Genomic DNA, 22361 nt, shown 5'->3' on the forward strand with positions numbered 1-22361 from the left:
TCCCTTGCGGAATGGTTAGCGGCCGATGGGAGAGATCATGCCGAAGGGATTGGGCCTGTGCGATTACGCGACAGGTAAGACGGCTCAGGGCGAAGGGGGTGAAATCGCCAGATGAAACCATTTTGCGGAACCCGCGAAACGATCCGGAAACAGATGCCCCTTAAGACATGAGCCTACAGACGGCGTCCAAGCCCGTCGGGAGGCTTCGATGAACCACTCAATTCACTCTGCAGATCGGGGGACCCACCTGAAGATCGTGGTGGTGGCGCTGGTGGCCGGCATCGCAGTGGCCGCCTTCGGGATCGCAGCCCGCACCAACGCCGAGTTCAGCCAGACCGCGCAGTCGACCCACGTCATCAAGGCCGGCAAGCCGATGGCGATCACGAGCTCGGGCGCCTCGGAGATTCGCTGAACCGAGCCCGCTTTCGGCTGACCGACGGCCGCCTCCGGGCGGCCTTTTTCGTTTTCCAGCGCAATGCTTAGACGAGACGCCTCCGCCAAGCGCAACGTCCTTGACTTCACCATGTCCCCCCTTTAAGTCCCCCCTCGTTCCGCGCGGACACATACGCGTCACGCGGGAGTAGCTCAGTTGGTTAGAGCGCCGGCCTGTCACGCCGGAGGTCGCGGGTTCGAGCCCCGTCTCTCGCGCCATTTTTGGCAATCCCTCCATAGCCTTAGCCCCAGAACTTCGACGTCTTTGACGACTGTGCCGGCGATTTCCCGCGCCTGATGGGAACTCGTGGCATAGTCAGCCCGCGCCCGAATCGTCTACGTCTACAAACGACTTGGCAGGAACCCCATGCTTTTGCTTGGGTTTCCCCTGCATCGAGGAGGCCTGACATGGCGAAGAAGGAGTGGTCGAAGAAGGATTCGGCAAAGAAGGCCGCTGCTCCGACCACGATCACGCTCAAGCACTTGGCCGCCGACATCGCGGAAAGTCAGGACCTGTCGAAAAAGCACGCCGAAGCCGTCCTGACCGAGATGGTCGACCTGATCGCCAAGCACCTCAAGAAGGGCGACCGCGTCCGCATCGTCGGGCTCGGCATCCTCCAGGTCCGCAAGCGCGCCGCCCGCACCGGCCGCAATCCTGCAACGGGCGAAGCCATCCACATCAAGGCCAGCAAGAAGGTCGCCTTCCGTCCCGTCAAGGAACTGAAAGAGGCGATCTGAGCGCTACGCTTCGTTAAGCCTGATCCGCGCCCGTTCACGCCGCAACGCGGCCCGCTTTTCTGATATACTGCCTGCTCCCCCCAAAGACTTGGCGGTTTGACCAGAAATGTCCCTGACCTTCGCGCATACCGTGACCGAGCGCTTCCTGCGCTACGTCACCATCGACACCCAGTCCGATCCGAATTCCCCGGCTTCGCCATCAACCGAGAAGCAGAAGGATCTCGGCCGCGTGCTGGTCACCGAGCTGAAGGCCATGGGCGTCGCGGATGCCCACCTCGACGATTACGGCTACGTCTACGCGACGATCCCGGCCAACACGACGAAGAAAGTGCCGGTGATCTGCTTCTGCTCGCACATGGACACCTCGCCCGATGTCACCGGCAAGGATGTGAAGCCGCAGGTCGTCAAGAACTATCGCGGCGGCGACATCACCCTGCCGGCCGATCCGAGCCAGGTGATCCGCTTCGCTGAGCATCCCGCGCTGAAGAACCAGATCGGCAACGACATCATCACCACCGACGGCACCACGCTGTTGGGTGCCGACAACAAGGCCGGCGTCGCCGAGATCATGGATGCCGCGCATTTCTTCATCAACAACCCCGATGTGAAGCACGGCACCATCAAGATCCTGTTCACGCCGGACGAGGAGATCGGCCGCGGCGTCGACAATGTCGATATCAAGAAGCTGGGTGCCGATTTCGGCTACACCATGGACGGCGAGAGCGCGGGCTCGGTCGAGGACGAGACGTTCTCGGCCGACGGCGCCACCATCACCATATCAGGCGTCAGCGCCCATCCCGGCTACGCCAAGGGCAAGATGGAGCACGCGATCAAGATCGCAGCCGCGATCGTCGAGCGCCTCCCGAAGGAAGGCTGCTCGCCGGAGACGACCTCAGGCAAGCAGGGCTTCCTGCATCCCGTCGGCATCGAGGGCGCGCTGGAGCAGGCGACCCTCTCCTTCATCGTGCGCGACTTCACCGAGGAAGGGCTGAAGGAGAAGGAGGTCCTGCTCGAGACCATCGTCAAGGACGTGATGAAGGAGTACCCGCGCTCGACCTACAAGTTCGAGGTGCGGGAGCAGTACCGCAACATGAAGCAGGTGATCGACCGTCACCCGCACATCCTCGAATACGCGATCGAGGCGATCCGCCGCGCGGAGCTGCGCCCGATGCGCACCGCGATCCGCGGCGGCACCGACGGCTCGCGGCTCTCCTTCATGGGCCTGCCCTGCCCCAACATCTTCGCCGGCGAGCATGCCTTCCACTCGCGGCTCGAATGGGTCAGCCGGCAGGACATGGAGAAGGCCGTCCAGACCATCGTGCATCTCGCGATGATCTGGGAAGAGAAGGCGTAAGCCGGCCTTCTCTTACGGCACCGGCATCGCGCGTCGGCCGCGGTGGAAGCGGTTGGAGCTCGCCATCCAGTTCGGCAGCGGCTCGCCATCGCGGTGCCGGCCCCCGGCGACGGCCGCGGCCCACGCCACGGCGGCACCGATCAGGGCTGCCGCGGCAACCGAGAACGCGACGATCACCGAATTGCGTCGGGCGCGGTTGATCGCCGTGTGAGCGTCGGCGATCGACGCATCGACGCGCCGCTCGGCATCGGGCGCACCCAATCCCGTCAATGCGGCGACCTGCTGCACCAGATAGTTGCGATCGTCGACGCTGACGCCGTTGTGGCTCGAAGACGTCATCAGGATGCGCCCGGCTTCGGCACGAGCTTCCCGCATGTCGGTGTTGGGCGGTCGCCGCGGCGCGCGGAACAGCTTGTCGAGCTCGTAGCTCAGGAGCGGCTCGGCGGCTGTCGTGTTCCCGGCGCCACTGCGCATCGGCGAGCGTTCGACCGCGGCAGCACCGATGATCGCCAGCAGCGCGGCACCGATCAGCACGGCCAACGCCCAGGACGTCAGTCCGTGCAGCCCGTCACGCCGCTCGCCATCATCTTCGATCGTTGCCAGCGAAGGCGCCGGCCGCACGGTCCGGCCGGCAATGTAGCCGCCGAAGCCGAAGCTGATGATCGCCTGGATGATCAGATAGAGCCCCGACAGCAGCGCCAGCGCGGTCGACGCATCGCGCCAGGTCGGTGATGCCGAACTGACGCCAAGGCCGATGGCCACGCCGAAGCTGACCAGGATGAACGACATTGCGCCGGCGGCGAAAGCGCCGGCGATGACGGAGCTCCACTGGATGCTCCGTCGCTCTTCGGCGGCGACAAGGCCGCCTTCCATCAAATTGTCCTGCACGAGCGTTTCAATGACCATTGCTTTTCTCGCTAGCGCAGGCCGAAGAACGACAAGATTGCCATGATCACGACGATCAAGCCGATCAGATAGATCAGTCCGTCCATAGTCCCATCCTCCTCAAAATGCTCCGGGGCGCTAATGAGGGGGACCAACAAACGTTCCAAAATTTGCAGTCCAGTGCGGAACGAACCCAGGTGCTGCGGATTGTCTGTTCAAGTCCCGAGGATAAAGATTGTGAGCACAAAAGGCCTCAGCCGGTCAGCCCCGGGCTGGGGCCTTTTCGTATGTCGCGCGTGCGACACCGAGTTCCCGGGACGTAACAATATTGCGGGTCGACACTGTTCCAGCTGCCATGCTAGGCGAAGCGGATCCGCAATCCGAGCCCCACAGTGACCACGATCCGCCGCCCCGGCAGCTTTCACCTCTTGCGCAACTGGCGCGGGATAGTGGCTGTGCTGGTCGCGACGATGTATCTACTATCCGGCGTACTCCATGGCGCGCACGACATCGATGTCACCAGCCCCTCGGGCGGCTCGGAGATCGCCTCGATCCTCGACAACGGTCCTGGCGGCCACGGCGATCACTCGGCGCTTGGCGGCCATCACTGTCACGGCTGTTTCTCGATCGCCGTCTTGCAGTCGGCGCAATCCGAAATCGCCAGCGACATCGCTGCCGCGCCGGCCCCGCAGCGCGCGCCCGCGCTGATCGGCGTTGCACCCGACACCGACTTCCCACCTCCCAAATCCCGCACCTGAACTGATCAGCCGGGCGCCGCGCGCGCCCATGATGCTCCTGTTCACGGGTCACCTTCATGCCTTTCAGATGGACGGCCGCGCGGCTTGCGTGCGCGACGGCGATTTTCGTCAGCCCCTGGCTGACGCAGCACGCCCACGCCCAGAGCCTGACGATGCGCGCGGCGCTCGCGCGCGCGCTGGCGGCGAGCCCGCGGCTGACGGCGGCCGAGCGCGATGTCGGCATCGCGACGGGCCAGCGTATCCAGGCGGGCGCACTGCTCAATCCGGAACTGTCCTATGAGCAGGACAATTCGTTCGGCTCCGGCACCTATCGCGGGACGCGATCGGCCGAGACCACGCTCCAGATCAGCCAGGCGTTCGAGCTGTTCGGCAAGCGCGAGGCGCGAATTGCGGCAGGAACTGCCGGCATCGAGGTCGCCGCGATCCAGCGCAAGGCGATCAGGCTGGAGGTGCTGTCGGAGACCGCAATCGCCTTCCTCGGCGTGCTCGGCGCGCAGCGGCGCATCCAGATCCTCGACGAGCAGATCGCGGCGATCGACAAGCTGACGCCGCTCTTGCGCCGCCGTGTCGAGGCCGGGGCCTCCTCGCCGGCCGAAACCGGCCGCGCCGAGGTCGCCTCCGCCCTGGTGAAAGCCGACCGCGAGCGCTTCAAGGCGACGCTGGCCAGCGCCCGGCGCGAGCTTGCGGTGCTGATGGGCGATCCCGCCGCGAAATTCGGCGAGGTCTCCGGCCGGCTCGACACCACGGGACGGCCGCCGACATTCCAGTCGGTCGTGGCCGCCATCGATGCCAATCCGCAGCTGGTGCGCTGGACCGCCGTGTACGCCCAGCGCAATGCCGAGCTTCTGATGGCGCGGCTCAAGCCCTATCCCGACATCAGGATCGCCGCCGGCTGGCGCCATTTCAACGAGACCAATGACGACGCGGTGCGCCTCTCGGTGTCGGTGCCGATCCCCGTGTTCGACCAGAACCAGGGCAACATCCTCGCGGCGCAGGAAAGCCTCGCCAAGACGCGGGCGGAGCGCGAAACCAACCGCAATACGCTGATCGTGGTCGCCGGCCGCGCCTACGACTCGCTGCAGGGCTCGCTGCGCGAGCTCAGCGTGCTGCGCGACACGGCGATCCCGAAGGCTGCCGAAGCATCGGATGCGATCTCGCAGGGCTACGGTCAGGGCCGCTTCACCCTGCTCGAAGTGCTCGACGCCCAGGCGAGCGTGACGCAGGCCCGCCTGCGCGAGCAGGAGGCGCTGCAAAACTTCCACGCCGGCGTCGCCACCATCGAAGGGCTCGTCGGCAATCCGTTTGCTCTGGCGCGGGAGAGTACGCGATGAAGACATCATCCTCTTTCGCCGTCGCTATCATTGCCGCGGCACTCGGCGCCTACGGTTATTCCCTGCTCGCTCCCGCCAAGGTGACGCCGACCGAGCAGGCTGCCGAGAAAAGGCCGGAAAAGGCCAACGATCACGTCGAGCAGGACGAGCACGGCGCTGACCGCATCCGCATCTCCGACGTCAAGCTCGCCGCGGCCGGCGTGACGCTGGCAGAGGCCGCGAGCGCCACGCTGACCGACACGCTGTCCTTCAACGGCATCTTGCGGGCCAACCAGGAAGCTGTCGTGCAGGTGACGCCGCGCTTTCCGGGACTGGCAAAATCGATCCAGAAACGCATTGGGGACAGGGTCGGCAAGGACGATCTGCTGGCCGCCATCGAGAGCAACCAAAGCCTCACCGTCTACGAGCTGAAAGCGCCGATCCCGGGCACCATCATCGAGCGGCAGATTTCGCTTGGCGAATACGCCTCCGAGCAGAAGCCGGCCTTCGTCGTCGCCGATCTCTCGACCATCTGGGTCGATCTGTCGATCTACCGCCAGGACCTCAAGCGTGTTCGCCTTGGCGACGAGGTGCTGATCGATCCCGATGACTTCAGCGGGGAGATCAAGGGCACGATTTCCTACATCGCCCCGATCGGGAGCAGCGAGACCCAGACCGCCCTTGCGCGCGTGGTGTTGCCAAATCCCGACGGACGCCTGCGTCCCGGCCTGTTCGTCACCGCGCGGCTGATTCTCGCCGCGCGCAATGTCGCGGTCGCCGTGCGCAGAGGTGCGATCCAAACGCTGGAGAACAAGACCATCGTGTTCGTCCGCGAGGACCGCGACAAGATCGAAGCACGCCCCGTCGAGCTTGGCGATGCCGATCCGAAATTCGTCGAGATTCGCGCCGGCCTCTCCGCCGGCGAGCGTTACGTCGCCGAGAACAGCTTTGTCGTGAAGGCCGAAATGGGCAAGGGAGACGCGGATCATGATTGATGCGATCCTCTCCTTTTCGGTCCGCCAGCGCTGGCTGGTGGTGCTGCTGGCGCTCGCGGCCGGCGCTTTCGGCGTCTGGAATTTCACCCGCCTGCCGATCGACGCCGTGCCTGACGTCACCAACGTGCAGGTCCAGATCAACACGCGCGCGCCGGGCCTGTCGCCGCTCGAGGCCGAGCAGCGCATCACCTTCCCGATCGAGACCGCGATGGGCGGCCTGCCCAGGCTCGATTATACCCGCTCGATCTCGCGCTATGGGCTGAGCCAGGTTACCGTCGTGTTCCAGGACGGCACCGACATCTATTTCGCGCGCCAGCTCGTCAACGAGCGCATCCAGCAGGCCAAGGATCAGCTTCCCGCAGGCACCGAGGTGGCGATGGGGCCGATCTCGACCGGGCTCGGCGAGATCTACGTCTATTCGGTCGAGGCCAAGGCCGGCGCCAAATCACCTGCCGGTACCGAGTTCACGCCGACCGAGCTCCGCACCATTCAGGACTGGATCATCAAGCCCCAGCTGCGCACCATTCCCGGCGTAATCGAGGTCAACTCGATCGGTGGTTATGAGCGGCAATTCCACGTGCTGCCGATTCCCGCCCGGCTGATGGCCTACAAGCTCGGTTTCCGCGACATCATGACCGCGCTCGCCGCAAACAACGCCAATGTCGGCGCCGGCTATATCGAGCGCAATGGCGAGCAATATCTCGTCCGCGCCCCCGGTCAGGTCGCTGACATCGCCGACATCCGAGACATCGTGATCGGCTCGCGTGGCGGCGTGCCGGTCCGCATCCGCGACGTCGCCGAAGTCGGCGAAGGCCAGGACCTGCGCACCGGCGCGGCGACCGCGAACGGCAGCGAGACCGTGCTCGGCACCGCCATGCTCCTGATCAGCGAGAACAGCCGCACGGTGGCCCAGCGGGTTGCCGCAAAGCTGGGCGAGATCGCGAAATCGCTGCCCGATGGCGTCATCGCGCGCGCGGTCTACGACCGCACTCATCTGGTAGAAGCGACCATCCAGACCGTCGAGAAGAATCTCGTCGAGGCCGCGGCGCTGGTGATCGCGGTGCTGTTCCTGATCCTCGGCAACTTCCGCGCCGCACTGATCACGGCCTGCGTCATTCCGCTCTCCATGCTGTTCACGGTCACGGGCATGGTCGAGAGCAAGGTGAGCGCCAATCTGATGAGCCTCGGCGCCATCGATTTCGGCATCATCGTCGACGGCGCCGTTATCATCGTCGAGAATTGTTTGCGGCTGCTGGCGGCCGAGCAACACCGGCGCGGCCGCCTGTTGAGGCTGGACGAACGTCTCCTGACCATCCGCGACGGCAGCAGCGAAGTCATCAAGCCGAGCCTGTTCGGCACCCTCATCATCGCCGTCGTGTACCTTCCGGTCCTGACCCTGACGGGGACCGAAGGCAAGATGTTCACGCCGATGGCGCTGACGGTGCTGATGGCCCTCGCAGGCGCGGCACTGCTGTCGATTACCTTCGTCCCGGCCGCGGTCGCGATCTTCGTCACGGGAAAGGTCTCGGAAAAGGAAAACGTTTTCATGCGCGCGGCCAAGCGCATCTATGTACCGCTGCTCGACCGTGCCATCCGCTATCGCCGCAGCGTTGCGCTCGGTGCCGTGCTGATCGTCGCCGGCAGCCTGTTCGCCGCAACGCGCATGGGGGGCGAGTTCATCCCGAGCCTCGATGAAGGCGATATCACCATCGAAGCCATCCGGATTCCCGGCACCAGCCTGACCCAGAGCGTGGACATGCAGCTTCGACTGGAGCAGGCGGTCAAGCAGGTGCCCGAGGTCGCGACCATCTTCTCCAAGATCGGCACCGCCGAGATCGCCAACGATCCGATGCCGCCGAACGCCGCTGACACCTATGTCACGCTGAAGCCGCGCGACCAATGGCCCGATCCCACCAAGCCGAAGGACGAGGTGGTCGCCGAACTCGAGCGCGCCGCCAACACCCTGCCCGGCACCGCCTACGGCATGACCCAGCCGATCCAGATGCGCTTCAACGAGCTCATTGCCGGCATCCGCAGCGACGTCGGCGTCAAGATCTTCGGCGACGATCTCGACGTGCTCGCCGGCATCGCCCAGCAGGTCAACGGCGTGGTGCGTGGCATCGGAGGGGCCGCCGACGTCAAGATCGAGCAGGTCGCGGGCCTGCCGATCCTCACCGTCAGGCTCGACCGCCAGGCGCTATCGCGCTACGGCCTCAGCCTCGGCGAGGTGCAGAACCTCGTCGAGATCGCGATCGGCGGCAAGCCGGTCGGAAAGCTGTTCGAAGGCGACCGCCGCTTCGATATCGTGGTTCGGCTGCCGGAGAGCCTGCGGGTCGACCCTGATGCGATCAAATCGCTGCCGATCCCGTTGCCGCCGGGTGAGGATGCGAAGACCATCACCAGAACCGCGTGGTCGGGTGCATCCGGCGCCGCGCTTCGCTATGTGCCCCTGTCCTCCGTCGCCGCAATCGAGATCGCGCCCGGCCCCAACCAGATCAGCCGCGAGAACGGCAAGCGACGCGTGGTGGTGACAGCCAATGTCCGCGGCCGGGACCTGCGCTCCTTCGTGGCAGAGACGCAAGCCGCCGTCGCCGAGAAGGTGAAGCTGCCGCCGGGCTACTGGATCGGCTGGGGCGGCCAGTTCGAGCAACTGGTCTCGGCCAGCAAGCGGCTGACCATCGTCGTGCCGGTGGCGCTCGCGCTGGTGTTCCTGCTGCTGTTCATGGGGATGGGATCCGCGGCGGATGCGACACTGGTGTTTTCCGGCGTGCCGCTGGCGCTGACCGGCGGGGTCGCGGCGCTGCTCCTGCGCGGCATTCCGCTGTCGATCAGCGCAGGGGTCGGCTTCATCGCGCTGTCGGGCGTCGCCGTGCTCAACGGCCTCGTCATCATCGCCTTCATCGAGCGGCTGCGCAGCGAAGGGCGATCCGTTGCCGAGGCTGTGCACGAGGGCGCATTGACGCGGCTGCGGCCGGTGCTGATGACGGCGCTGGTCGCCTCGCTTGGCTTCGTGCCGATGGCGCTCGCGACCGGCGCCGGTGCCGAGGTGCAAAGGCCGCTCGCCACCGTCGTGATCGGCGGCATCATCTCCTCGACCGTCCTGACATTGCTGGTGCTGCCCGCGCTCTACGTGCTGTTCCGGCGTGACGGCGCGGACGAAACGCCTACAATGCCGCCTGATTTGGTTGACTCCGGGGAGCGCTAATTTGGGCAACCACGACCATCACGGTCATCATCACCATGACCATGGCGATCATGCGCATGATCGTGGCCACGACCACAGCCATTCGCACGGTCATGGTCACGCCCATGTTCACGCGCCCGCCAGTTTCGGCAAGGCGTTCGCGATCGGCATTACGCTCAACACCGCACTCGTCGTGGCCGAGGCGGTCTACGGCTATCTCGGCAATTCCACCGCCCTCCTCGCCGACGCCGGCCATAACCTGTCCGACGTGCTCGGCCTGGTCGTGGCCTGGGGCGCCTCGATCGCGGCGCGGCGTGCCCCGATCGGCCGCTTTACCTATGGCTTCCGCGCCTCCACGATTCTGGCTGCGCTGGCCAATGCGGTGTTCCTGCTGGTCGCCACCGGCGCGATCGGCTGGGAGGCGATCCTGCGCCTGCGAGATCCGGAGCCGGTCGCGGGCGTCACCGTGATGGTGGTCGCCGGCATCGGAATCCTCATCAACGGCTTCACCGCCATGCTGTTCGCCGGCGGACGCAAGGACGACATCAACATCGAGGGCGCTTATTTGCACATGGCCGCCGACGCCGCGGTCTCGCTGGGCGTCGTGGTCTCGGCGGCGCTGATCATCTGGACCGGCTGGCTCTGGCTCGATCCCCTCACCAGCCTCGTCATCTGCGGCACCATTCTCTGGAGCACGACAAGCCTGCTCCGCGGCTCCATCGACATGTCGATGGCGGCCGCGCCCAAGGGCACTGATCTCGTCGCGATCAGGACGTTCTTGCTGGCACGGCCGGGGGTATCGGCCATCCACGATCTCCACGTCTGGCCGATCTCGACCACCGAGACGGCGCTCACCTGCCATCTCGTGATGCCATCAGGCACAGCCGATGCATTCCTGATGGACACCGCGAAGATGCTGAAGACCACCTTCCGCATCGGCCATACCACGCTCCAGGTCGAGACACATCCGGACAATGGCTGCGCCCTGGCGCCTGATGATGTGGTGTAAGGGGCTCACCGGTCCGTCAACATCGTCATTGCGAGCGTGGCGGGCGCCCTACCCCGCCTTCGCCGTCACGATCCAGATCGCGCCCTGCAGCGCCACGCTCTGCCCTTTCACGAACGGGGCGAGCGTCTCGCGGATCGACGCTTTGGCGGCCGCATAGGTCTCCGGCGGATGGCCCTGGAGCGCGCGGCTGGCGGGGCCGATCTGCAGCGAGCCGTCGACGGCGGCGTCGAGGCCGCCGCCGATCGCGATGTCCATGGGAAGATTGTACGGCTCCATCGCCACGTCCACGAAGCCCGCGCCGGTGAGGATACGCGTGACGCGCTCTTCCGACGCGAAAGCGAACGGGCCCGGCTCTTCCGGCCCGACCGGCGGCATCTTCGGCACGTGTTTGTAGACCGCCATCAGCGGCGCCATCATCCACGGATTTTCCTTCGGCTCGCGCCAGCAGACGAAAGCGAGCCGCCCCGTCGGCTTCAGCGCACGGCGAAGATTGGTGAAGGACGCAATTGGATCGGCGAAGAACATCACACCGAAACGCGACGCAAGCAGATCAAAGCTATCAGGCTCGAACGGATAGACCGTCGCATCCGCCAGCACGAAATCGAGCGGCAGCCCCTTCGGCGCAAACGCCCGCGCCTGCGACAGCATCGGCTCGGACACATCGAGACCGAGCGCAAACCCGTCAGGCGCCACCGCCTTCGCGAAGGCAAAGGTCGTCGCCCCCGAGCCGCAGCCGACATCGAGAACGCGCTCACCGGGCTTCGGCCGGGCGCGCGCGATCAGCACGTCGGCGATGGGGCCGAGCAGGCTCTCTTGCGCGGCGTGGCGATCGGCCCAACGCTGCCCGCTGGGGCCGTTCCAATAGGCGATCTGATCGGCGTTTTGCTCGTGTCCGCTCGGCGATACCATCAAGCCCTCTTTTTCTCATCTCGCAAGACCGGCCGCTCGCCGCAGTCGCGCGGCGTCACGCGCATCGGCAAGCCGTGCTCCGGTCGTAGCGTAATTTTTTGCGAGGGCCAAACTTTGGCATCCGGCAAAAGCTCTGTCTCGAAGCGCCGGGTGAGTGCGGCAAGCGCAATCGTGGCCTCCTGCAGGGCGAAGGAGGCGCCGATGCAGATGCGCGGACCGATGCCAAAGGGCAGATAGGCAAATCGTCCGACCCTGCTGCGCTGCTCCGGCAAGAAGCGCGACGGATCGAAAGTACCGGGCTGGTCCCACAGCAGCAGGTGCCGGTGCAGCACATACGGCGCGATCACGATCAGCGTGCGCGGCTCGACCGCGACGCCGCCGAGCCGATCCGGGCCCTTTGCCATCCGGCTCAACGCCGCGATCGGGGGGTAGAGCCGGAGCGCTTCCTCGACCACCGCCCGGGTCACCACCAGCCGGTCGGCGACGCCTTCCACGGGCCCCGCGAGCTCGCGCGCGGCCTCCTCCCGCACGCGGGCGCGCCAAGGCGACGACTGCGACAGCAGAAAGATCGACCAGCTCAGCGCGTTCGCCGTGGTCTCGTGGCCGGCCGACAGGAAAGTGAGAATGTTTGAGCGCACCTCGGTGAGCGACATCGATTGCCCGGTCGAAGGGTCGAGCGCACGCAACAGCAGCGTTAGCAGATCGGCGGGGGGTTCGCCGGCGGGCGTGGCTGCCAGCCGATCGCGACGTGCCTCGATGATCCGGTCGATGATGCCCTCGAAATAGGTCATGGTCCGCCGCAGGCGGCCTCCTCCGGGACGCGGCACCGATTGCGGTACACCAAGAAGATCGAGCACGCCAATCCGCCCGATCACCGCGAAATAGGCGTTCATCGCGTCGCGGAATTCGTCGTAGTCGCCTGCAATGCCGTCGGAGAAAATGGTGAGCGCGAGCACGTTGAGCGTCAGCAATGCCATCTCTGCGGCGACGTCGACCGCAGCCCCCTGCCCCAGATTGCACCATCGCTCCGTCAAACGATCGACGGCTGTGAGCATCGCCCCCGTAAACGTCGTCACCGTGCGCCGCGCAAACAGAGGCGCGAGCATCCGCCGCTGCGCCTCCCAGCGCGCGTCCTCGACGCTCAAGAGCCCGTCGGCGAGACCGTTCGCCAGGATGCGGCGCTGGATCGGGTCCTTGCGGTAGTTGCCGGCATTGTCGATCAGCACGCGCCTGATGGCCGCAGGATCGTGCACCAGAAGCGCGTCGGCGAACGGCAGCCTGACCCTGGCGATCGGTTCGCGGAAAAACTCCGCTCTCCAGCATTCCAGAGGATTTCGCTTCAGCGTTGCCAGCAGGCGAATCCAGTGCAGCCGACTCTCCGGCGGAAGCGGCGCCGGCGGGCAATAGTTTTGCGAAATTTCGGGCTCAAAATCAGGCATAGGGCCAGCGACCAGGCAACCCGGGAATAATATGCAATAAAGCCCAGCGTCGGCTGGGGTTCCCGGCCGCCCCCATGCCGACGCGCGGCGGGCGGCTGAATCGATCTCTACGCCCTTGCCCATTCAAGGGCGGCAGGGCTAAAGAGGCGCCGTGGGGCGGTTAGCTCAGCTGGTTAGAGCATCTCGTTTACACCGAGAGGGTCCGCGGTTCGAATCCGTGACCGCCCACCAGCCTTCACCCGGTTCGCGGGCTACGGCTCGGCGAGCCAGCCTAGGTGCTCATTGGCACGAAGGTGGCGGAGGCTGCCGCGCCGAAGACGTTTGGCGAAGGCGGGCTTTCGCGGCGAGCTTGTCGCGCCTTCAATCCCTCGGCCTGCCCGGCAGCAGCGGCACGGCGTCGATCCAGACTGCGGCCGACTGGCACCAGATCTGCCTGACCGGCCGCAGCTTGTCGCGCTGGCGGATCGAGCCCCAGCGGATGCCCCAATCGTCGGCCTGCTCGCCCTCGCCGCTGGTGAACAGCGGGGAACCGCAATCGGCGCAGAAGTGCTGGAAGCGCATCCGGCCGTTGTCGCCGCGCTTGCCGTAGAGCTTGGGCGTGCCGGTGGTGAGCTTGATGTCCGCCGCCGTGCAGATCGCGGTCACTCGGAACGGAGAGCCCGTCAGGGTCTGGCAATCGGTGCAATGGCACACCGAGACTGCCTCAGGATCGACCGTGGCCTCGAAGGAGATCTTTCCGCAATGGCATTGCCCGTCGATCTGCATTCGCCCTGCTCCCCGCTCCAAAACAAAAACGGCGCCCGAAGGCGCCGTTTTATCATGTTTCGCTGAACCTCAATGAGCGGTCAGGCCGCCGGCGGCTTCGTCGCCGTCCGGCTTCACCGTCACCTTGGTGTCCTCTTCCCAGACGATCGGCACCGGCTTCTTCACCAGCGCCTTGGCGACGACGTCGTCGAGGCGCGAGACCGGGATGATGTCCATGCCGCCCTTGATCGCATCGGAAATCTCCGTGAGATCCTTGGCGTTGTCCTCGGGGATCAGCACCGTCTTGATGCCGCCGCGGGCAGCAGCCAAGAGCTTCTCCTTCAGACCGCCGATCGGCAGCACGCGGCCGCGCAGTGTGATCTCGCCGGTCATCGCGACATCGTGGCGGACCGGAATGCCGGTCATGACCGAGATGATCGCGGTCGCCATGGCCACGCCCGCCGACGGACCGTCCTTTGGCGTCGCGCCCTCAGGCACGTGCACGTGGATGTCGCGCTTGTCGAACATCGGCGGCTCGATGCCGTAGTTGATCGCCCGCGAGCGGACGTAGGACGCCGCCGCCGAGATCGACTCCTTCATCACATCGCGCAGATTGCCCGTCACCGTCATCTTGCCCTTGCCGGGCATCATGACGCCTTCGATCGTCAGCAGCTCGCCGCCGACGTCGGTCCAGGCAAGGCCGGTCACGATGCCGACCTGCGGCTCGCTCTCGATCTCGCCGAAGCGGTACTTCGGCACGCCGAGCAACTCTTCCAGAGTCTTCTCGGTGACCTTGACCGACTTCTTCTTGGAGATCATCAGCTCCTTCACCGCCTTGCGGGCGAGTGTGGAGAGCTCACGCTCCAGGTTGCGCACGCCCGCTTCGCGGGTGTAGCGGCGGATCAGAAGCAGCAGCGCGTCGTCGTCGATCGAGAACTCCTTGGAGTCCAGGCCGTGCTTGGACACCGCGTTCGGAATCAGGTGCTTGCGCGCGATCTCGACCTTCTCGTTCTCGGTGTAGCCGGCGATCCGGATGATCTCCATGCGGTCCATCAGTGGGCCGGGAATGTTGAGCGTATTCGCGGTCGTAATGAACATGACGTTCGACAGATCGTAGTCGACCTCCAGATAGTGGTCGGCGAACGTCCCGTTCTGCTCGGGGTCGAGGACCTCGAGCAAGGCCGACGACGGATCGCCGCGGAAGTCGGCACCCATCTTGTCGATCTCGTCCAGCAGGAACAGCGGATTGGACGACTTCGCCTTCCGCATGGACTGGATGATCTTGCCGGGCATCGATCCGATATAGGTGCGGCGGTGACCGCGGATCTCGGCCTCGTCGCGCACGCCGCCGAGCGAGACGCGCACGAATTCGCGGCCCGTGGCCTTCGCGATCGACTTGCCGAGCGAGGTCTTGCCGACGCCGGGAGGACCGACGAGGCACAGGATCGGGCCCGTCAGCTTGTTGGCGCGCGACTGCACGGCCAGATACTCGACGATGCGTTCCTTGACCTTCTCGAGCCCGTAGTGATCGGAATCCAGGATGGCCTGCGCCTGCTCCAGGTCCTTCTTCACCTTGGACTTCTTGTTCCACGGGATCGACAGCAGCCAATCCAGATAGTTGCGCACGACAGTCGCTTCCGCGGACATCGGCGACATCTGGCGCAGCTTCTTCAATTCATGCTGCGCCTTGTCGCGCGCTTCCTTGGAGAGCTTGGTCTTGGAGATCTTCTCTTCGAGATCGGCGAGCTCGTCGCGACCATCGTCGTCGCCGAGTTCCTTCTGGATCGCCTTCATCTGCTCGTTGAGATAGTACTCGCGCTGGGTCTTCTCCATCTGGCGCTTGACGCGCGAGCGAATACGCTTCTCGACCTGCAGCACCGAGATCTCGCTCTCCATCAGGCCCAGCACCTTCTCCAGGCGCGTGGTGACGGACAGTGTCTCCAGGATGCCCTGCCGGTCCGCGATCTTGACGGCGAGATGCGAAGCGACGGTGTCGGCGAGCTTGGCGAAATCGGTGATCGCCTGCACGACGCCGACGACCTCGGCCGAGATCTTCTTGTTGAGCTTCACATAGCTTTCGAAGTCGGACACGACCGAGCGCGCCAGGGCTTCCGCCTCGACCGACTTTGCATCGGTGTCGGCGAGCGCAACGGCGGTGGCTTCGTAATAGTCGGCGCGATCGGTGTATTTCGACACGCGCGCGCGCTCGAGCCCTTCGACCAGCACCTTCACGGTGCCATCAGGAAGCTTCAAGAGCTGCAGCACGCTGGCGAGCGTCCCGGTCTCGTAAATGGCATCGGCCGCCGGATCGTCGTCGGACGCGTTCTTCTGCGTCGCGAGCATGATCAGCGCGTCGTTCTTCATCACCTCTTCGAGCGCGCGGATCGACTTCTCGCGACCGACGAAGAGCGGGACGATCATGTGCGGGAAGACGACGATATCGCGCAGCGGCAACACGGGATAAGCGTGCGTCTCGCCATGGACGATGGTTGGCCGGGGTTTTGGATTAGTCATGGCCTTTTCCTTTTGCTTTGCCCCCTTGCACGCAGCCCGCTGTTTTCATGCGCAACCGCCACAAGGTGCCGAGGTGATCCACAAACCGGCCTACCATGCGAAGGTTGGACCGGGCTTGCCAGATCGGAACGGAGGCGAATCTTGAAGGGAATTCTTGCTCGCCGCCGACATTAGGTGGCTATCGACCCGGGGGGTGTCAAGTCATTGAAAAACGCGCGCCATCAGGCGCTTACGCACGCAGGTAAGCGACGCAATACCGGCTGCGGAGATACATTTCCGCAGCCCGACTTGATGAGACGATTGGAGCGTTCCAGCGCCGGAAATCAGGCGCTGGCATTCTCGACGGCGCGATCGGTCCGATCGGCGTAGATGTAGAGCGGACGGGCCGTGCCTTCCACGACTTCGCGGGAAATCACGACTTCTTCCACACCTTCCAGGCCCGGCAAGTCGAACATGGTCTCGAGCAGGATGGCCTCGAGGATCGAACGCAATCCGCGCGCACCGGTCTTGCGCTCGATCGCCTTGCGGGCAACCGCGCCAAGCGCCTCGTCGGCGAAGGTCAGCTCGATGTTCTCCATCTCGAACAGCCGCTGGTACTGTTTCACCAGCGCGTTCTTCGGCTCGGTCAGGATCTTCTTCAGCGAAGTCTCGTCGAGATCCTCGAGCGTCGCCACGACGGGCAGACGACCGACGAACTCGGGAATGAGACCGTACTTCAGGAGATCCTCAGGCTCGACGTGACGGAAGATCTCGCCGGTACGGCGATCTTCCGGCGCCATCACCTGGGCCGCGAACCCGATCGAGGTCGACCGACCGCGCGCCGAGATGATCTTCTCGAGGCCGGCGAACGCGCCGCCGCAGATGAACAGGATGTTGGTGGTATCCACCTGCAGGAACTCCTGCTGCGGATGCTTGCGGCCGCCCTGCGGCGGGACCGAAGCCACCGTGCCTTCCATGATCTTCAGCAGCGCCTGCTGCACGCCCTCACCCGACACGTCGCGCGTGATCGAGGGATTGTCGGACTTGCGACTGATCTTGTCGATTTCGTCGATGTAGACGATGCCGCGCTGGGCGCGCTCGACATTGTAGTCGGCGGCCTGGAGCAGCTTGAGAATGATGTTCTCGACGTCCTCGCCGACATAGCCGGCTTCGGTCAGCGTGGTCGCGTCCGCCATCGTGAATGGCACGTCCAGGATGCGGGCGAGCGTCTGCGCGAGCAGCGTCTTGCCCGAACCGGTCGGACCGATCAGCAGGATGTTCGACTTCGCGAGCTCGACGTCGTTGTGCTTGGTCTGGTGGTTGAGGCGCTTGTAGTGGTTGTGCACCGCAACCGACAGGACCTTCTTCGCATGGCTCTGGCCGATGACGTAATCGTCCAGGACCTTGCAGATTTCCTTCGGCGTCGGAATGCCGTCGCGCGACTTGACCAGCGAGGACTTGTTCTCCTCGCGGATGATGTCCATGCAGAGCTCGACGCACTCGTCGCAGATGAAGACCGTGGGACCCGCGATCAGTTTGCGGACTTCGTGCTGGCTCTTGCCGCAGAACGAGCAATATAGCGTGTTCTTGGAGTCGCTCGTGCCGACCTTACTCATTCATGTCTCCGTCCGCGGTTCGATCCCGTTCCGCTCGATCGCTCCATTCCGGCACGATGGCCGTCATGAAGCTTAAGTAGAGCAAATTCCGTACCAAAAAAGACCCTACGCGTTACATCCCGTGCGAATCACGGTCACTCGATTCTCCGCGATCATAGCCGATCATTCGTAGCCAACCATGCTGTCACCCGACTATCAAGAATTCGCTAATCGGGAGGCCGCCCGCTACCCGTGACAATACCGTGATTTCACGTCTTGGCACGGGCGAAGTGACCGAAATCACCCCGGCGTTGCTGGATTGCCACGAAAAACAAGCACGAAAGCGGAACTTTCTGCCTGCCGCAGGGCGCAAAACTGGCTTTTGCGCCCTCGCGAACGCGTCCTTAACGTGAACGCCGTGCGGGCGATCCCCGATAATCCTGGGGATCAATGTTGCAGTTCCGGTAGTGCTACGGGGCCTTCGCGGGCGTGGCCTCTTCGGCACGCTTGTCGATGACCTTGTCGACCAGGCCGAACTCCTTGGCATCGTTGGCCGTCAGGAACTTGTCGCGTTCCAGCGCGTCCTCGATCGTCTTGTAGGTCTGGCCGGTGTGCTTCACGTAGATCTCGTTGAGCCGCTTCTTCAGATTCAGGATTTCCTGCGCATGCAGCATGATGTCGGTGGCCTGGCCCTGAAAGCCGCCGGAGGGCTGGTGCACCATGATGCGCGCGTTCGGCAGCGAGAAGCGCATGTCCTTCTCGCCGGCGGTCAGCAGCAGCGAGCCCATCGATGCAGCCTGGCCGGTGCACAGCGTCGAGACCGGCGGGCGGATGAACTGCATGGTGTCGTAGATCGCAAGACCCGACGTCACCACGCCGCCCGGCGAGTTGATGTACATCGAGATTTCCTTCTTCGGATTTTCCGCTTCCAGGAACAACAGCTGTGCGACGATCAGCGTCGACATGCCGTCCTCGACCGGGCCGGTCACGAAGATGATGCGCTCTTTCAACAGGCGCGAGAAGATGTCGTAGGCGCGCTCGCCACGGTTGGTCTGCTCGACCACCATGGGCACGAGGTTCATGTAGGTTTCAACCGGATCGCGCATGAGTCACCTAGGGTTTAGAGGCGGACATCGCCAGTCTTGGCTGCAGTTCTTGGCTGCCAGTCGGACTGGATGTGCCGGAAGGCCGATGGACGTCCCGTGATGCAGGAAGTGGGTAGAGGTAGAACGCGTAGGTACCGACAGATATAGCGCAATTCGCGCCAGACAAGTGTGGAGCGAATTAAGGCTTAATCCGTCGACCCCCTTTGCGGCACTTGAAGCTGATTCTGGCAAAAAGGCCCAGCCGGCCATCTGGCTAGCTGAGCCTGTTCGCGGATCATCCTTAATAGAAGGCTTTCTCAAGACAAGGATTGCTCAAGGCCTTCAGGCCGCAGTCTTTTCCTCGTCGTCCTTGTACAGGTCCTCGCGCGAGACCTTCTTCTCGGTGACATTGGCGAGCTCGAGGATGAAATCGACGACCTTGTCCTCGTAGATCGGCGCACGAAGCTGGGCCAGAGCCTGGGCATTGTTGCGATAATAGTCCCAGACTTCCTTCTCGCGGCCGGGCATCTGGCGCGCGCGCTCGATCACGGCGCGGCCGACCTCGTCGTCGGTCACGGTGATCTTGTTCTTCTCGCCGATCTCGGAGAGCACGAGACCAAGACGCACGCGGCGGTCGGCGATCTTGCGGTACTCTTCCCTGGCCTTCTCTTCGGTGGTGTCCTCGTCGGCAAATGTCTTGCCGGCGGAGTCCATCTCGGCCTTGACCGAGTTCCACATCAGATTGAACTCCTCCTCGACCAGCGAAGGCGGCGCCTCGAAGCGATGCGCTTCGTCGAGACGATCGAGCAGCGCGCGCTTGACGCGCTGGCGCGTCGCACCGGCGTACTCGGCCGTGAGCCGCTCGCGCGCGGCTTCCTTGAGCTTGTCCAGCGATTCCAGGCCGAGCGTCTTCGCGAACTCGTCGTCGATCGCGAGATCCTGCGGCGCCTCGATCAGCGTCGCGGTGGTCTCGAACTCGGCCGGCTGGCCGGCGAGCTTCTCGCTCATGTAGTTCTTGGGGAACGAGACCTTCAGCGTGCGCGTCTCGTTGGCGCCAATGCCGATGAGCTGCTCCTCGAAGCCCGGGATGAAGGTGTTGGAGCCGATCACGACCTGGATGCCCTCGCCGGCGCCGCCCTCGAAGGCTTCGCCGTTGATGGTACCCTTGAAGTTGATGGTGACGCGGTCGCCGGAGGCGGCCTTGGCGTCCTCACCCTTGGCGGCATAGGTGCGGTTGCTGTCGGCGATGCGCTTGATCGCCTCGTCGACGTCCGAATCGGAGACGTCGGCGACGGGCTTCTCGACCTGGAAGGTCTTGAAATCGGCGAGCGCAATCGCCGGCACGACCTCGATCGCGACTGTATAGGTCAGGTCGGACTTGCCGTTCAGCAGCTCCTCGACCTCGTCCTTTTCGGACGGCATGGTGATTTTCGGCTCGGTCGCAAGCTTGAAGCCGCGCTCGGAGAACAGCTGGGTGTTGGTGTCGCGGATGGTCTGGTCGATGGTCTCGGCCATCACCGAGCGGCCGTAGACCTTCTTGAGGTGAGTGACGGGCACTTTGCCGGGACGGAAGCCGTTGAGGCGCACCTTGTCCTTGAGATCGACGAGCTTGGCGCCAGCCTTTGCGTCGAGATCAGACGCGGGAACGCTGATCTTGAACTCGTGCTTCAAGCCTTCCGAAAGGGTTTCTGTGACCTGCATGGCGTCCAATCTTCTTTTCGTTCGGTCCCGGCACGCTATCCGCGTCGGGACGCTGTCATCAATCGGTCCGGCGCGAGGCGAACGCCTCAACACCGGTGGTTCATCAGAGCCTTGCTCCGGACGGACAAAACATCCGCGCAGAGCGTGGCCCTTCGGTAATCCGTGCAAACGCGATAAGCGCTTGGTGCGGGCGGAGGGACTCGAACCCCCACAACTTTCGTCACTGGAACCTAAATCCAGCGCGTCTACCAGTTCCGCCACGCCCGCGTGAATTTGCATCAAGACCGGCCGCGATGCCGCGGGCGGCCGGGCTTATAGCATGTGCCCGACTGTTCGCAGCAAAAAAATGGCCTGATGGAGGCAGGCTTCAAGTAGGCATGACGGCTGGACTTATCCAGCGTCGCATGATCCGGATCGGACCATGAAATCGCGGATTTTCGCCCCGAACAGACGTGAGGTTTTGGCCGGCCTGACGGCCTCCGCTGCGGGCCTGTTGGGCGGCGGCGCAACGCCGGTGACAACCGCCCAGCTTGCCCTCCAGGCCCGACAGGCGACGCTGGCCCTGAGGCCGGATCAGCCTCCTGCACCGATCTGGGAGCTGGCCGCCGTAAGTCACCTCGGCAACGTTCATCTCAAGCGCTTTGACCGCTGCGAGGTGACCTTCCGGAACGCCCTGCCCGTACCGCTTGCGCCGGTCTGGTACGGCCTTGACAGCGCTGACCTGGCCGATCCCTTGCGGGGGCGGGCCCCTGTCGCTCCGGACGCAACCGAAACATCAATCATTTCAATACCAAACGCCGGGACCCTCGTAGCCGACTTCCGCCTCTTTGAGGACCGGCTGAAGCAGCCCGCGCGCCCGCTTCCGATCATCGCCGCCGAAACCGGGCCGGTCGCCGTCGATCGCGACGAGGTTCTGCTGATCGAGGAGTGGCGCCTCCAGCGGGACGGCACCGCGATTCCGCCGGGCCAGGATCCCAAAGATACGACCCCGCTCTACACCCTGAACGGCCGAACTTCATTCGACCTCTCAGCCGAGGCCGGCGAGCGGCTGCGGCTGCGCTTCATCAACGGGTCGCAACGCTCTGTTCTGGCGATCAAATTGGAGAGCCACGAGGTCCAGGTGATGGCCTTGGACGGCCAGCCCGCCGAGCCCTTCCCGGCCCGCAACGGCGCCCTGATCCTGGCCCCCGGCGCCCGCGCCGATGCCTTCGTGGATGCGGCCACATCCGCCGCGTTGGTGCTTCATGATGGCAAGGAGGCCCGCCCGATCGGGCACCTCGCTGTCTCAGGCAAGCTGGACCGGCGCGCGGCGCTACCGCCGCCACGGCCACTCCCGCCGAATGATCTTCCCGACAAACTCGACTTGAAAGGCGCCCTGCGGTTCGATCTCACGCTCGGGGCAGCGGAAGCCGGTTGGACCCGGCCGGCCAATTTCTCCACCGCCTCGACTCCCGCATTCCGGGCCAGGGCGGGTCGCACCGTCGTGCTGGCCGTGAGAAACCCCGCCCCTGCAACCACGGTGTTTCATCTGCACGGCCACCATTTCCGCCTGCTCGACCGGCTCGACGACGGCTGGAAGCCGTACTGGCTCGACACGCTCGCCATCGAGCCCGGCCAGATCCAGCGCATCGCCTTCGCCGCAACCTCGCCGGGACGATGGCTGATCGAATCGGTCGTGACCGATTGGGCCGCACCGCGGTTGGTGCGCTGGTACGGAGTGGAATGAACGA

Annotated in this window: 18 protein-coding genes and 3 tRNA genes; 11 read left to right on the forward strand and 10 right to left on the reverse strand. The window is 64.6% G+C overall.

Going from position 1 to position 22361, the window contains the following annotated elements:
- Window positions 1-208 precede the first annotated feature (208 nt).
- The 4 genes from X265_RS21070 to pepT all read left to right on the forward strand — a co-directional run bounded on the left by X265_RS21070 (window position 209) and on the right by pepT (window position 2524).
- Window positions 209-412 carry a hypothetical protein gene (locus tag X265_RS21070; RefSeq protein ID WP_128966555.1) on the forward strand — a complete coding sequence of 68 codons (204 nt, stop codon included), beginning with the start codon at window positions 209-211 and terminating at the stop codon, window positions 410-412.
- A gap of 162 nt (window positions 413-574) precedes the next feature.
- Window positions 575-651: transfer RNA gene (locus tag X265_RS21075), tRNA-Asp, on the forward strand.
- A gap of 189 nt (window positions 652-840) precedes the next feature.
- On the forward strand, window positions 841-1170 hold the full coding sequence (locus X265_RS21080; protein WP_128966556.1) for an HU family DNA-binding protein: 330 nt from the start codon (window positions 841-843) through the stop codon (window positions 1168-1170).
- Between the two features lie 106 nt (window positions 1171-1276).
- Window positions 1277-2524: a peptidase T gene (gene pepT / locus X265_RS21085; RefSeq protein ID WP_128966557.1), complete on the forward strand. Its 1248-nt coding sequence runs from the start codon at window positions 1277-1279 to the stop codon at window positions 2522-2524.
- 12 nt (window positions 2525-2536) lie between these two features.
- Here pepT and X265_RS21090 read toward each other — a convergent pair whose 3' ends face one another.
- Together X265_RS21090 and X265_RS41975 are read right to left on the reverse strand one after the other, a co-directional pair.
- Window positions 2537-3430, reverse strand: coding sequence for a hypothetical protein (locus tag X265_RS21090; protein WP_128966558.1), 894 nt, complete (start codon window positions 3428-3430; stop codon window positions 2537-2539).
- A gap of 11 nt (window positions 3431-3441) precedes the next feature.
- The gene (locus X265_RS41975; protein WP_283814996.1) at window positions 3442-3564 is read right to left on the reverse strand and encodes a hypothetical protein; all 123 of its coding nucleotides are present in this window, start codon (window positions 3562-3564) and stop codon (window positions 3442-3444) included.
- Between the two features lie 237 nt (window positions 3565-3801).
- Between X265_RS41975 and X265_RS21095 the strand changes: the two genes are divergently transcribed.
- The 5 genes from X265_RS21095 to X265_RS21115 are packed head-to-tail and all read left to right on the forward strand — an operon-like array spanning window position 3802 to window position 10665.
- On the forward strand, window positions 3802-4167 hold the full coding sequence (locus X265_RS21095; RefSeq protein ID WP_128966559.1) for a hypothetical protein: 366 nt from the start codon (window positions 3802-3804) through the stop codon (window positions 4165-4167).
- Between the two features lie 56 nt (window positions 4168-4223).
- Window positions 4224-5498 (forward strand): divalent metal ion exporter subunit IhpA, encoded by a 1275-nt coding sequence (gene ihpA / locus X265_RS21100; protein ID WP_128966560.1) that lies wholly within the window; start codon window positions 4224-4226, stop codon window positions 5496-5498.
- On the forward strand, window positions 5495-6472 hold the full coding sequence (gene ihpB / locus X265_RS21105; RefSeq protein ID WP_128966561.1) for a divalent metal ion exporter adaptor subunit IhpB: 978 nt from the start codon (window positions 5495-5497) through the stop codon (window positions 6470-6472). Before ihpA ends, ihpB begins: the two co-directional genes overlap by 4 nt.
- Entirely contained in the window at window positions 6465-9677 is a 3213-nt protein-coding gene (locus X265_RS21110) for an efflux RND transporter permease subunit (protein ID WP_128966562.1), read from the forward strand. The genes ihpB and X265_RS21110 overlap by 8 nt, the downstream gene beginning before the upstream one ends.
- 1 nt (window position 9678) lies before the next feature.
- Window positions 9679-10665: a cation diffusion facilitator family transporter gene (locus X265_RS21115; RefSeq protein ID WP_164938724.1), complete on the forward strand. Its 987-nt coding sequence runs from the start codon at window positions 9679-9681 to the stop codon at window positions 10663-10665.
- A gap of 48 nt (window positions 10666-10713) precedes the next feature.
- Here the strand turns inward: X265_RS21115 and X265_RS21120 are convergent, their stop codons facing one another.
- Window positions 10714-11574 carry a class I SAM-dependent methyltransferase gene (locus X265_RS21120; RefSeq protein ID WP_128966563.1) on the reverse strand — a complete coding sequence of 287 codons (861 nt, stop codon included), beginning with the start codon at window positions 11572-11574 and terminating at the stop codon, window positions 10714-10716.
- A complete protein-coding gene (locus X265_RS21125; protein WP_245478042.1) occupies window positions 11574-13136 on the reverse strand; it encodes a cytochrome P450 in 1563 nt (520 codons plus the stop codon). Before X265_RS21125 ends, X265_RS21120 begins: the two co-directional genes overlap by 1 nt.
- A gap of 31 nt (window positions 13137-13167) precedes the next feature.
- On the opposite strand from X265_RS21125, the gene X265_RS21130 reads away from it, so the two are divergent.
- Window positions 13168-13244, forward strand: a tRNA-Val gene (locus X265_RS21130).
- A gap of 129 nt (window positions 13245-13373) precedes the next feature.
- On the opposite strand, the gene X265_RS21135 is transcribed toward X265_RS21130, so the two are convergent.
- The 6 genes from X265_RS21135 to X265_RS21160 form a co-directional block, all read right to left on the reverse strand.
- Window positions 13374-13778 carry a GFA family protein gene (locus X265_RS21135; protein ID WP_128966565.1) on the reverse strand — a complete coding sequence of 135 codons (405 nt, stop codon included), beginning with the start codon at window positions 13776-13778 and terminating at the stop codon, window positions 13374-13376.
- Window positions 13779-13847: 69 nt separating this feature from the next.
- Window positions 13848-16271: an endopeptidase La gene (gene lon / locus X265_RS21140; RefSeq protein WP_128966566.1), complete on the reverse strand. Its 2424-nt coding sequence runs from the start codon at window positions 16269-16271 to the stop codon at window positions 13848-13850.
- 323 nt (window positions 16272-16594) lie between these two features.
- Entirely contained in the window at window positions 16595-17866 is a 1272-nt protein-coding gene (gene clpX, locus X265_RS21145) for an ATP-dependent Clp protease ATP-binding subunit ClpX (protein WP_018642420.1), read from the reverse strand.
- A gap of 449 nt (window positions 17867-18315) precedes the next feature.
- Window positions 18316-18951: an ATP-dependent Clp protease proteolytic subunit gene (locus X265_RS21150; RefSeq protein WP_128966567.1), complete on the reverse strand. Its 636-nt coding sequence runs from the start codon at window positions 18949-18951 to the stop codon at window positions 18316-18318.
- A 321-nt stretch (window positions 18952-19272) separates the two neighbouring features.
- Complete coding sequence (gene tig, locus X265_RS21155) at window positions 19273-20631, reverse strand: trigger factor (RefSeq protein ID WP_128966568.1); 1359 nt, start codon at window positions 20629-20631, stop codon at window positions 19273-19275.
- A gap of 182 nt (window positions 20632-20813) precedes the next feature.
- A tRNA-Leu gene (locus tag X265_RS21160) sits at window positions 20814-20898 on the reverse strand.
- Window positions 20899-21052: 154 nt separating this feature from the next.
- On the opposite strand from X265_RS21160, the gene X265_RS21165 reads away from it, so the two are divergent.
- A complete protein-coding gene (locus X265_RS21165; RefSeq protein WP_128966569.1) occupies window positions 21053-22357 on the forward strand; it encodes a multicopper oxidase domain-containing protein in 1305 nt (434 codons plus the stop codon).
- Window positions 22358-22361 lie beyond the last annotated feature (4 nt).

This window comes from Bradyrhizobium guangdongense (assembly GCF_004114975.1).
Taxonomy (GTDB): domain Bacteria; phylum Pseudomonadota; class Alphaproteobacteria; order Rhizobiales; family Xanthobacteraceae; genus Bradyrhizobium; species Bradyrhizobium guangdongense.